Below are 12,190 nucleotides of genomic sequence, written 5' to 3' on the forward strand. Positions count from 1 at the left end.
TAGCAGCATGATGAGCAGAAACACCGCCGCGTACGCGATCAGGTAAAGCTGCGTCGCGCCGTACTGATACGCAAGGTATTGCTGCGCAGGCACCAGAATGAACGCACCGAGCACCGGACCCCACAACGTGCCGCGGCCGCCGAGGTACGCCATCAGCACCATGCCGATCGTGATCAGCGGGTCGACCGCGAACTGCGGATAGATGAAGGTGACGTAGTAAGCCCAGACGGCGCCGATCATTCCCGCGATACCCACGGACACCGCGAAGGCGAGCAGCTTCACGCCCGTAACATGCACGCCGATTCCTCGGGCGCGCTCCTCGTCGGCGGCCACGGCTTGCAACGAAAGGCCGGCCCCGCTGTGCAGCGCAGCCCAGGTGATCCCCATGGAGAGGGCGAGCAACAGCACCAATACCAGGTAGAACGGGCGCTCGTAGCTGTCGACGTCGAATGGTGCTCCCGGCATACCGATCCCCTGCGAGCCGCCGGTGAGCGAGTTCAGGTTGAACGCCAGGGTCTGCACGACGAAGAGCAGCGTGATGGTGACGATCGCGAACACGTCGCTGCGCGTGCGCATCGCGATCCAGCCGACCGCGAGTCCGAGCACTGCGACACCTGCTCCGACGACCGGCAGCGCCAGGAAGGGCAGGAGCCCATTCGCCCCGACACCCCGGTGCTGGAAGTAGATCGCCTCGGCGTACGCCCCGGCGCCGAAGAACGCGGCGTGCCCGAGCGATGGATAACCAGCGAGCCCGCCGACCAAGTTCCACGCGCTGGCCAAGCCCGCGTAGATCAGCGTGAACACGCCAAGATTGACGATCCAGTGCTCGGTCACGGCAAACGGCAACGCGGTGAGCAGGCCAAAGAAGATCAGGGCTCGAAGCACGCCCGCGCGGCTCACAGCGCGCCCCGCAGGCTCGCACCGAACAGCCCGCGCGGACGCAGCAGCAGCACCGCGAGCAGCACGATGAAAAAGCTGAAGTCCGACCAGATTGGCGGGCCGAGCGCGGCGACGAGCGACGCGACCACGCCCATGACCAGCGCGCCGACGATCGAGCCGCCGATGCTGCCGAGACCGCCGAGCACGACTATCGAGAGTAACCGGGAGATCAGGTCGTAGTGGCTACCCGAGTTGAAGGAGTACAAGAGTCCGTATACCGCGCCAGCCGCCGCGGCGGTCGCCGCCCCGATCCCGAAGCCCGCCGCCGCCACGACTCGCGCATTCACCCCGAGCAGCCGAGCCGACTCAGGGTTCTGCACAGTGGCCCGGATCGCGCGGCCGAACTTCGTGCGCTCCAGCACGAGGTACAACACGCCGAGCAGCGCCGCGGACAGCAAGAACGCGTACAGCCGCACCGCGGAGATCTGATAGCCCCCAACGCTGAACGAGCGATCGGCGTAGCTGGCCTGGATCGTGCGGTACGTCGTTTTGTAGGTGACGCTGAGCACGCCCTCGATACCGAGCGCGACCGCAAAGGTGACCAGGAGCGAAAGCTCCGCCCTGTCCTCCTCGCGCAGCGGTCGTAGGAACAGCCACTGGAGCCCGGCCCCGACGCCGAACAGCGCCGGGGTGGTGATCAGGATCGAGAGGAAAGGGTCAAGGCCGAAGGAGGTGAACAGCGAGTAGCTCAGGTACGCCCCGGCGATCACCAGCGCGCCCTGCGCGAGGTTCACCACCTTCATGACGCCGAAGATGATCGTCTGGCCGCTGGCCATGAGGGCGTAGACGCCCCCGGTCAACACGCCCAGAATCAGCGCCTGGATGACGGTGTGCACGGTGGCCGGCCTACTTTCCGGCCCAGGCAAGCGGTTCGGTGACCGGGGGGTGCTCGGCCCGGTTGGCCGGGTAGACAGCGAGCAGCTTGCCGCCGATCCACTGCTCCAACAGATACGAGCCCTGCGGTGTGCCCGAAGAATCCCAGGACAGGTTGCCCTCCAGGGTCGGCCAGGTTCCCGAATGCAGGGTGCTGATGATGGTCGCGTTGTCGACCTTCTTGGTCTTGGCGGCCACCTCTTCGAGCAGCATTCCGCAGGAGTACGCCTCCGCCGACGTGCTGTCGATCTGATCAGCGGTGCCGCCGTACGCCTTGGTGTACGCGGCGATGAAGGCGGCGCTACCCGAAGCCGTGCTGCCGGCGAACCAGTCCCCTGAAGAGAAGATGCCCTCGGTGTTCGCCAGACCCACGGCGTTGGGGAAGTCGACCGGCGAGTTGGCGCCGTTGGACAGGAACAACCACTTGGGCGCCCACTTGAGCTGGATCATGGCCCTGACGTCGGCGTAAGCGTCCTCGGATTGCGTACCGGCCACCACCACATCCGGTTTGGCCGCGGCCACCTTGGCGATGATCGGGCTCAGGTCGGTGGTTTCCGCAGGGTAGATCGACTTATACACAGTCCTAATTCCCGCCGCCTCGAAGCGCTGGCGCACCGCGTCCGCGATCGGCGAGGCGAAGGGATCGTCAAGGGACGGGTACGCCGCTGTCTTCGGACGCTGATCCGCCGGCAGCGACAGGATGTAGTCCGCGAACACCATCCCGCCCTGCACCGTAGCCGCCGGCTGCACGAAGAAGAGGTTGTGCAGGTGTTGCGCGAAGACCGCGGGCCCGCCGCCGGCCGGCTCAATGAACGCATAGTGATACCGGTTGACCACCGCCGAGGACGGGATGGTCAGCAGCGAGGAGAAGGGGCCGAACACCAGGTCCACGTGATCGCGGTTGATCAAGTTCTGATAGTTGCTCACGGCCTGGTTCGGACTTGAGGCGTCGTCCACGATCTTGAGCGTCACCGTGCGCCCGAGCACCCCGCCCTTCGCGTTCACGGTTTTGGCCCAGAGCTGGTAACCGCGCTCTGCGGCCTTGCCCGGGTCCGCGAAGTCCCCGGTCAGCGAGAGCGAGATGCCAATGGTCAGTGTCGTCGGGCCCTTCGCAGTATTGCCATGCGAACTCCCGCAGGCCGCCGCGGTCAGCGTGCTCGTGACCACTACCAGTGCGATTGCCGCCGCGCGGCGACGTAGCGCGAAGCGCTGCATACGATTGCAGTCAAGCATGTGCTCGGTCCTCCTCGGGACTACCTGGCCCAGTGCGGAAAGGAGGTGGGGACTGACGGACGCAGTGCGCGATGGTCGAAGCCGTCGATTGCGCTGCAATATCCGCCCAGGCAGCCACGCTGTCAATGCCTACTCGCCGTCGTTTTCCCCTCGGCGCCCCCGCCTGCGCCTTCGCGCCCCCACGGCTCGCGACACGCGTGGCTTAAGTTTGCAATCGATTGTGGGATCACCCGGAGCTACACTCGGCGCGTGCCCCGAGCCTCCACGCTCTCCGATGTCGCGCAGCGCGCCGGCGTCCACCAGGCGACCGCCTCGCGCGCTTTGAACCCGGCGAGTCGTCACCTGGTGAACCGTGCGACCGCCGAGCGGGTGTTGGCCGCCGCCCGCGAGTTGGGCTACGTCCCGAACGCGATCGCCCGCGGGCTGCGCACCAGTCGCTCGGGCACGGTCGGCGTGATCATCCCGGACCTGATGAACCCGCTGTTCCCGCCGATCGTGCGCGGCATCGAAGACGTACTCGCGCACGAGGGCTATACCGCACTGCTGGCCAACACGGACAACGACGAGCAGCGCGAGCGAGCCTTATTCGAGTCCTTAGTCACTCGGCGAGTGGACGGCTTCATCGTCGCCACGGCCCGCCGCAACCATCCGCTGCTGGACGAGGCGGCGCGCCACGGGCTCAAAGTGGTGCTGGTCTACCGCGGCACTGACCGCACCGACTTCTGCGCGGTGACCGCCGACGACCGGCTCGGCATCGCGCTGGCGACGGAGCATCTGATCCAAACCGGGCATCGCCGTATCGGACACCTGGCCGGCCCGCAGGACCTGTACACCGGCTCCATCCGGGCGAACTCGTTCACTGAGACGCTGCGCTCGCATCATCTGCGCCTGCCCCCGGAGCACATCGTGGTCTGTGACGCGTACAGCGAAGCCTCAGGAGCGTCCGGGACGCGAACCCTACTGGATCAGGCGCCGGACCTCACCGCGATCGTCGCGGCGAACGACCTTCTCGCGCTCGGCGCCTGCGACGTGCTGCGTGAGCGCGGCCTGCGCTGCCCGGACCAGGTTTCCGTCACGGGGTTCAATGACATGCCGTTCGCGGACAAGTTCGACCCGCCCCTGACGACGGTCCGCGTGCCGCACTATGACCTCGGTGCTGAGGCCGGTCGCCTGCTGCTCGACCAGCTCACCCGCCCGGGCCCGCACCTGGTCAAGCGACTCTCCCTTCCACCCGCGCTGATCACGCGAGGCTCAACCGCCCCGCCGCCGCAGTAACCCGAACGTCGCGGTCAACCTGTCCCGTTCAACGGGAAAACCCGCTTTCCCCACCCAACCAACCGCCGCCCGCCGTCCCGCTTTTCCCATGCAAAACCCCGCGATGACATCTCCGCTACGCGGCTTGAGTGCAGTGGCGAGTCTCGTTTACGGCGGTTCTCGAGCACAGACGCTCTTGTGCGCTGTGAGTCTCGCGATAGCTTCGCCGACGGTGGATGACGGTAGCGCGGGACACGCGTGCACAGGTTTTTCACTCGGTCACGCGCAAACGGGTGAAACACCGAAAACACCCGCCATACAACCCCGAAACCCTGCACCGGAGCGAGGGTGAGGCGCTGTGGAGCGCACCGACCGGGCACCGGCACGTCACCACCGCGGAAAGCTATGCGCTGTAAGACGGAGAACCGGCAGGTTCGCTAGTACCCGCCTTTCTGAAAATCCGTGCACGCGTGTCCCGCGTTACCGTCATCCACCGTCGGCGAAGCTATCGCGAGACTCACAGCGCGCAAGAGCGTCTGTGCTCGAGAACCGCCGTAAACGAAACTCGCCGCTGCACTCAAGCCGCGTAGCGGAGGTGTCATCGCGGGGTTTTGCATGGGAGAAGCGGGATGGCGGGCGCCGCTCGTTCACGGACCCGCCTGTGGGCCGTGAACGAGCGGCGTGCGGTACGCCTGCTTACGACGTGCTGCAGGCCACGCCGTTGAGGGCGAAGCCAGTGGGTGCCGCGGCGTTGCCGGTGTGGTTCGCCTGGAAGCCGAAGCTCGTGTTGCCGCCCGGCGGGATCGCGGCGTTGTAGCTCACGTTCGTCGCGGTGACCGCACCACTGGACGGGCTGATCGTCGCATTCCAGGCATTAGTCACCGTCTGGCCGCCGGGCAGCGTGAAGCTGAGCTTCCAACCGTTGACCGCCGCCGCGCTGGTGTTGGTGACGGTGATGTTCTCGGTCAGCCCCGTGTTCCACGCGCTGACAGCATCAGATACCTTGCACGCGCCTGAGGAACCGGTCGCAGATGCCGACGGCGAGGGCGACGGCGACGCAGAAGGCGAATGCGATGGTGTCGGGCTACCGCTCGGCTGGCCGGGGCTACCGATGCTGCCGGGTACCGACAGCAGGGCTTGGTACCAGACGGCCGCCATCTTGTCGTAGCCGGCAGCGTTCGGGTGCACCCCGTCAACCAGATCGGCCGTGGTCAACGCGTCGTACATGTCGACCAGGTGCACGTGCTTGCCCGCGGCCACCTTGCTCTGCACGATGCCGGGGATCGCCGCGTTGAACGCGCGCAACTGGGTGGCGTCGTAGCTGAGCGGGATGATCTGCGCGACGAACACCTCGGCGCTCGGCAGGGTATTGGTGATGTGGTCGATCAGCGCGGACAGCCGGTTCGGAGCGTTCGGCAGGTCGTAGTTCTGGCTGATGTCGTTGGTGCCGATGTGCAGCAGTACCGTGTGCGGCTGGTAGGTATTGAGCCAGCTGACGATGTTCGCGTCGATCTGGTCGATGCGCCAGCCGGAATGTCCTTCGTGATCGTGGTCGCCCAGGCTGGCCGGGCCGTTGGACAGCGACCCGACGAAGTCGACCTTGTAACCGTTCGCGGTGAAGCGCTGCCACAGCCCGATGCGGTACCCGCCGGGCACCGTCAGCCCGTCCGTGATGGAGTCGCCCAGCGGCATGACCTTCACGCCGCCGTTGGACTCAGCGAGCGCCACATTCGCCTTCAGCGCGGCGCCGGCGGTCAGCACCCCGACCGCGAGCGCCGGAGCCAGTGAGGCGGCCAGCCAGGTTCTGCTCTTGCGCATGCCCGATCCTTCCCGTTGCTTGCGATCCATCAATTCGTCAGCAGGTTGAGTTAGTCTGCGTCAGCAGGCCGATCCGCCAAGGCAGCAGGTTGTAGCTCTGCGTCGAGCCAGGAGCGACGCCCTGATAGAGGTACTGCAGGTGGCAGGGGCTGATCTGGTCGGTCTGGTCGTAGTTGGTGCGGATCGCCTCGCCGCTGCTGATGTCCTGGCTCCACGGACTACCGGAGTAGGTGACGTTCTCGTCCCCGGCAAACGGGTTGCTGCCGGTAGCGGCCAACGGGCTCCACGTGCCAGTCAAGCTGGTGGCGGTGAAGGAGTGGAACTGGCGGTGCCCATCCGGGCCGAAGGCCTCGACGATCAGCAGGTACTGATTCGTACCGGCGACCTTGTAGACGTTGTCGGCCTCGAAGAAATTACGGTTGTTCGAGTCCGAGGCCGCGATCACGGTGCTGCTGTCGAACCCGTTCGGGAACTGCGACATCGACGTCGTCGACCGGTACAGATGGCCGTTGTCGTCCATCGAGAACAGATAGCAGTTCGCTGAGTCGCAGATCACCCAGGAGTCGACCCAGTAGCCGCTGCCGATGTTCTGCTGGATGATCGAGGGCTCGCTGGAGTAGAAGTTCTTCGGCGCGCTCCAGCCGGCCGGGTTCGAGATGTCAGGGTTCGTCGAGTAGGCGATGTTGCCGCCGGTCTGGAAGGTCAAGTACCACAGCTTCTGCGGCGCGAAGTAGAACACCATCGGCGCGGTCTTGTAGCCGCCGCCGATCGGGGTGTTGTCCAGGTAGTACGGCTGCGCGGAGGCGGCCTGCGACCAGTCGGTGAAGCTGATCTGCGCCATTCCGTAGCTGCCGGCCGAGTTCGTGGTCGACATCAGCACGTACCATTTGCCGTTGTAGTTGACGACTGACGGGTCCTTGACCGCCACCAGGTTGTGGCTCGCGTTGGAGATCGGGCTGATCAGGATGCCGCTGCTGCTCCACTTGAAGCTGCTCGGCAAGCTGCCGCCGCCGCTGCTGCCGCTCGGTGAGGCCGAGGGGGACGGTGAAGAGGAGGCGGAGGCGGACGGCGTCGGCGATCCGCTGCTGACCGCGCCGGTGCAGGCGGTGCCGTTGAGCGTGAAACCGGCCGGGATCGGGTTGCTGCCGGTCCACGATCCGTTGAAGCCGAACGCTGTGCTGCCCCCGGTCGCGATCGAGCCGTTGTAAGACAGGTTGCTGACGGTGACGTTGCCGCCAGACTGGCTATAGCTGCCGTTCCACAGCTGCGTGATGCTCTGCCCGGCGGTGAACGACCAGGCCAGCCTCCAGGAGGTGATCGGGCTGCCGAGGTTCGTGATGCTCACGTTGGCACCGAAGCCGCCCTGCCACTGGCTGCTGACCGTGTAAGTGACCTGACAGCCCGCGGCCGCCTGCGCCGAACTCGCCACGGCGAGCCCAGCGCCGGTCAGCGCGAGCGCCGCCGTGCCGACCGCCCAAGTCGACCGATGGTTAAGCCTCATCGCGTACCTCCGCGCCGCGTTCGAGGGAGACACATCTCAGACTCCTTGATAGCGCTCACATTCACCTCCGCGATCCAGCCCGAGAGGACCGTCGGTGACAGGCGCAGTGTGGAGTCGACGGGATGGACGGGCAAGTACCGCTCCGGGCGCGTGAAGGCCGTTCAGCGGTGGCATCGCGGCTTCTGAGAAAGCCGCGTTCACCTTCTGACGTGGCTGCTCGTGTAGTCGAACTCTTGGATCGCCGTGGTCGAACCGGTCCGAATCTTGTGCGCACCCTGCGAAAGTTTCTGTCGCACGGCTTGCCGCCTGCCGGCGTGTGGACGTGGTTACCACCGACTCGCGCAGGTGCCTTGGGCGCTCAAAATGCGGTCTGCGGCAGGTCACGGCGGACGGGCGTCCGGTATGCAAGTTTCGGTGCGCTTAACCGGTTTTTTCTGCACCATGGCGCGGTTCGTTGACCGTGCTGGGATCCCCAACTACCGTCGCGCGGCGAGCCGGGCACCGCTCAGTCATCAGTCACGCGGGCACGGAGAAGAGGACTGCGATGAAACGAACTCGCGCGGCGCTGACCGCCACGCTAGCTACCGCAACGGCGACCGCCCTGAGCACCTTGGTGGCGCTCGCGCCGAGCGCGTCGGCGGCCTCGCTGGTGCAGATCAGCAACTTCGGGAACAATCCGACCGGCCTGTCGATGTACGAGTACATCCCGGCCAATGTGAGCGCCCACCCTCCGCTGCTGGTTGTGCTGCACTATTGCGGTGGCTCGGCGCAGGCGGAGTTCAGCGGCACCGAGTTCGCCTCGCTGGCCGACCGCTACGGGTTCATGGAGATCTACCCGCAGGTCAACAACCCCAGCAACGACTGTTGGGACGTGGCCTCTGACGGCGCGCTGACCCACAACGGCAACAGCGACCCGGCCGGCGTCATCTCGATGGTCCAATATGCCGAGGCGCACAACAACATCGACACCAGCCGCATCTACGTCACCGGCAACTCATCCGGCGGCATGATGACCAACGTCATGCTCGGCGACTACCCGGACGTGTTCAAGGCGGGGGCCGCGTTCATGGGCGTGCCCTTCCACTGCTTCTACACGGGCACCGTGCGCGGCTGGAATTCCGCTTGCGCACAAGGTCAGGTCAGCAACACTGCGCAGGTCTGGGGCGACTACGTGCGCGGCGCCTATCCGGGATACACCGGACCGCGCCCGCGCATGCAGCTATGGCACGGCACCACCGACACGACGCTGAGCTACAACAACTTCGGCGAGGAGATCAAGCAGTGGACAAACGTGCTCGGCGTGAGCCAGACACCGACGTCCAGCAGCGTGATCAACGGCAACTGGACGCACACGACGTACGGCGACGCCAATAACCCGGCGGTCGACGCCTACAGCATCGCCGGGGTCGGCCATGCCTTGCCGCAGAGCGGTATGGCCGCGGTTGCCGTCCACTTCTTCGGTCTCGACGGTAGCGGCAGCACCGGCAGCCCCTCGCCCAGCGCCTCCTCCTCACCTTCGCCTTCGGCATCGGCATCACCGTCGGCGTCGAGCACCGGGTCGTCGGGTGCGTGCAAGGTGACCAACCAGGTCAGTGCCTGGAACACCGGTCTGACGAACAATGTGACCGTCACGAACACGGGCAGCAGCGCGATCAACGGGTGGAAGCTCAGCTTCACGCTGGTCGGCGGTCAGACGGTCACCAACGCGTGGAACGCGACCATCAGCCCGTCCAGCGGCGCCGTCTCCGCGACGAACGTGAGCTACAACGCCGCCATCCCGCCGGGTGGCAGCACCAGTTTCGGTTACCAGGCCAACCACACCGGCAACGCTGCCGCGCCTACCGGCTTCTCCCTCAACGGAAGCCCCTGCACCAGCAGCTGACGCAGAACACGAAGTTCTCTCCCGTCCGCGCAACGCCGCGCGGGCGGGAACGAGAAGAACAGTGGTCACGTCACGGGCTGGCCCGTGATCGCGCGGGAGATGACCAGTCGCTGGATCTCGCTGGTGCCTTCGAAAATGGTGTAGATCTTGCTGTCGCGGTACCAGCGCTCGACCGGGTGCTCCCGGCTGTAGCCTGCGCCGCCGAGGATCTGCACCGCCTTCTCGGTGACCGCGACCGCGACCTCGCCCGCCTTGAGCTTCGACATCGAGCCCTCGCCGGCGCCGAAGGGCTGCCCGGTGCGGCCCATCCAGGCCGCGCGCCAAATCAGCAGCCTGGCACAGTCGATCTCGGTGCGCATGTCCGCGAGCGCGAAGGCGATCGCCTGGTTCTGCGCGATCGGACGGCCGAACTGGCGGCGGCCGTTGGCGTATTCGAGGGCGTATTCGTAGGCGGCGCGGGCGATACCGAGGGCCTGCGCGCCGACGGTCGGGCGGCTTAGCTCGAAGGTGGCCATCGCGGCCTGGCTGTTGGAGCGGGCGCCTTCGCGGGCGCGAGCCAGGCGCGCGTCCAGCTTCTCCTTCCCACCGAGCACGAAGTCAGCCGGGACGCGAACCTCGTCCAGGAACACGTCGGCGGTGTGCGAGGCGCGCAGGCCCAGCTTCTTGATCTTGCGCGGGGAGTGCAGGGTCTTGCCCTTCGCCTCCGGCGGCACGATGAACGCGGCCTGCCCGCGCGACCCGAGTTCCGGCTCGACCGAGGCGACCACGACGTGCACGTTCGCGATCCCGCCGTTGGTGATCCAGGCCTTCTGGCCGCTGAGCACCCACTCCCCCGCCGCCTCGTCGAAACGGGCGCGGGTGCGCATCGAGGCGACATCTGAGCCGGCTTCCGGCTCGGACACGCAGAACGCGCCGAGCTTCGGATCCTGCTGGTCGCCGAAGCAGCGCGGGATCCACTCGATGATCTGGTCCTGGGTGCCGGTGGCGAAGATGGCGGCCACCGCAAGGGTGGTGCCCAGGATCGCCATGCCGATGCCGGCATCTCCCCAGAACAGCTCCTCGTTCAGCAGCGGAATGGACAGGCCGGTGGGGTCCTCGTAGAGGTTGGCGAGGGATTCGAACCCGTACAGGCCGATCTTCGCGGCCTCCTGGATGATCGGCCAGGGCGTCTCTTCCCGTTCGTCCCACTCGGCGGCGGCCGGACGCATCACGTCAGCCGCGAAGCCGTGCGCCCAGTCGCGCACCTCGGTCTGCTCCTCACTCAGGCCCAGGTCGAAGGTCATGACGCTCCTCGCGAACGAAGTTATTTAACGGTCGGGTAAGTTTACGGCCGAGTAAGGTACGCTCACAAGGTGGCCCCCTCGACCGAGCGCAGGCGTCTCCCCCGCGAGGTGCGCGAGCAGCAGATGCTCGACGCCGCGGTCGAGGTCTTCTCCGACTACGGCTTCCACGCCGCCTCCATGGAGCAGATCGCCGAGCGCGCACGGGTGTCCAAGCCGCTGCTCTACCTTTATCTGGGCTCGAAGGAGGAGACCTTCCGCGCCTGCGTGGCGCGGGAGACCGACCGGCTCGTCGACGCGCTCGGCGCGGCCACCAGGGCCCCGGCCGCCGACGAGGCTGAGCGGCTGTGGCGCGGGCTGACCGCGTTCTTCACCTTTGTCGCCGAGCGCCGGGCCAGCTGGTCGGTGCTCTACCAGCAGGCGCGCTCGCACAACGACTCGGTCGCCGAGCAGTTGGCCCGGGTGCGCGGAGAGATCGTCGCCACCGTGGCGGATCTGGTCCTGCAAGCCATGCGCACGCGCACCCCGGAAGTCGACGCTCCCGGCTACTCCACGATGCGCCGCGAGGCCACCGCCGTCGCCCGCGCGCTGGTCGGCGCCGCGGACGCGATGGCCGACTGGGCGGTGACCAACCCGAGCGAGGCGCCGCAGACCACGGCGCGGCGGCTGATGAACCTCATGTGGCTCGGCATGGAGCGCACGGCTCTCGGCGAGCGATTCACCGCGCCGGCCACCGACGTTCCGGCCGCGCCAGCGCCACACTGATCGACCGTCAGCCGCCGCTTATTTAACGGAAGAGTAAGTAGCCGGCGCGGGCCGCGGTCACGCCGGGGAGAGCTTCTGCAGAAAAGCCGCGAGCTGACCGGCCGCGCCCGCGGCTATCAGGCCTCGACTCTGGTCCTCGGCCAGCCGCGCGTCGAAGTTCGAGATCTTATCCTTGATCATCTGCAGCAGCCCTTGGCCGCCGTTCTGCTCGTATGAGTCGACCCCGTTCTCCAAGTCCAGCACCAGATTCTCCAGATCGCCCGCCGCGTTGGCGTCGACGACGGTGGGGCCTTCCGACGCCATGAGCTGGATCATCGCGCGCAGCTGTTCCAGGTAGCCGATCGGGTCGCTGACCGGCAGCCCGCCCCTCGGCGCGACGGGCGTCGCACTCGGCGCAGTCTCCGGACTGGCGGACGGTACGAAGCCGGGCGTCGCGGGGGTAGAGCCGGTTGGCGATCCGTTGCCGGGCGTGGTTTCCGGCCCGGTCGACGTGCCGCTCGAAGGCCCGGCCCCGCCGCTGCCCGTCGCGTCGGCCCCGGGCGCCGCGGACGAGGTCGGCGCGGAAGCGGCCCGCGTGTGCCCCACCGCCGTGATCGCGGACTGGGTGATGGTGATGCGCGTGGGCATTCCGCCCGGCGGCACGGT

Annotated in this window: 9 protein-coding genes and 1 pseudogene; 3 read left to right on the top strand and 7 right to left on the bottom strand. The window is 66.9% G+C overall.

Features of this window, described 5'->3' with window-relative positions:
• From VN779_RS02925 to VN779_RS02935, 3 genes are all read right to left on the bottom strand, one after another.
• A partial coding sequence (locus VN779_RS02925; protein ID WP_325719843.1) for a branched-chain amino acid ABC transporter permease occupies positions 1 to 900 on the bottom strand: 900 nt, incomplete at its 3' end.
• The gene (locus tag VN779_RS02930; protein WP_325719845.1) at positions 897 to 1,775 is read right to left on the bottom strand and encodes a branched-chain amino acid ABC transporter permease; all 879 of its coding nucleotides are present in this window, start codon (positions 1,773 to 1,775) and stop codon (positions 897 to 899) included. The genes VN779_RS02930 and VN779_RS02925, both read right to left, overlap by 4 nt.
• A 10-nt stretch (positions 1,776 to 1,785) precedes the next feature.
• The gene (locus VN779_RS02935; RefSeq protein WP_325719847.1) at positions 1,786 to 3,045 is read right to left on the bottom strand and encodes an amino acid ABC transporter substrate-binding protein; all 1,260 of its coding nucleotides are present in this window, start codon (positions 3,043 to 3,045) and stop codon (positions 1,786 to 1,788) included.
• Between the two features lie 249 nt (positions 3,046 to 3,294).
• On the opposite strand from VN779_RS02935, the gene VN779_RS02940 reads away from it, so the two are divergent.
• Positions 3,295 to 4,320 carry a LacI family DNA-binding transcriptional regulator gene (locus VN779_RS02940; RefSeq protein WP_325719849.1) on the top strand — a complete coding sequence of 342 codons (1,026 nt, stop codon included), beginning with the start codon at positions 3,295 to 3,297 and terminating at the stop codon, positions 4,318 to 4,320.
• 675 nt (positions 4,321 to 4,995) lie between these two features.
• Here VN779_RS02940 and VN779_RS02945 read toward each other — a convergent pair.
• Together VN779_RS02945 and VN779_RS02950 are read right to left on the bottom strand one after the other, a co-directional pair.
• Entirely contained in the window at positions 4,996 to 6,117 is a 1,122-nt protein-coding gene (locus VN779_RS02945; RefSeq protein WP_325719851.1) for a cellulose binding domain-containing protein, read from the bottom strand.
• A gap of 37 nt (positions 6,118 to 6,154) precedes the next feature.
• Complete coding sequence (locus tag VN779_RS02950; RefSeq protein ID WP_325719853.1) at positions 6,155 to 7,618, bottom strand: non-reducing end alpha-L-arabinofuranosidase family hydrolase; 1,464 nt, start codon at positions 7,616 to 7,618, stop codon at positions 6,155 to 6,157.
• Positions 7,619 to 8,162: 544 nt separating this feature from the next.
• On the opposite strand from VN779_RS02950, the gene VN779_RS02955 reads away from it, so the two are divergent.
• Positions 8,163 to 9,500, top strand: coding sequence for a PHB depolymerase family esterase (locus VN779_RS02955; protein ID WP_325719855.1), 1,338 nt, complete (start codon positions 8,163 to 8,165; stop codon positions 9,498 to 9,500).
• Between the two features lie 65 nt (positions 9,501 to 9,565).
• Here the strand turns inward: VN779_RS02955 and VN779_RS02960 are convergent, their stop codons facing one another.
• Entirely contained in the window at positions 9,566 to 10,783 is a 1,218-nt protein-coding gene (locus VN779_RS02960; RefSeq protein WP_325719857.1) for an acyl-CoA dehydrogenase family protein, read from the bottom strand.
• A gap of 69 nt (positions 10,784 to 10,852) precedes the next feature.
• Between VN779_RS02960 and VN779_RS02965 the strand changes: the two genes are divergently transcribed.
• On the top strand, positions 10,853 to 11,545 hold the full coding sequence (locus tag VN779_RS02965; protein ID WP_325719859.1) for a helix-turn-helix domain-containing protein: 693 nt from the start codon (positions 10,853 to 10,855) through the stop codon (positions 11,543 to 11,545).
• A 57-nt stretch (positions 11,546 to 11,602) separates the two neighbouring features.
• Here VN779_RS02965 and VN779_RS02970 read toward each other — a convergent pair.
• A pseudogene (locus VN779_RS02970) lies at positions 11,603 to 12,190 on the bottom strand (hypothetical protein); the annotation flags it as partial.

This window comes from Actinocrinis sp., assembly GCF_035605935.1.
In the GTDB taxonomy this organism is placed as follows: domain Bacteria; phylum Actinomycetota; class Actinomycetes; order Streptomycetales; family Catenulisporaceae; genus Actinocrinis.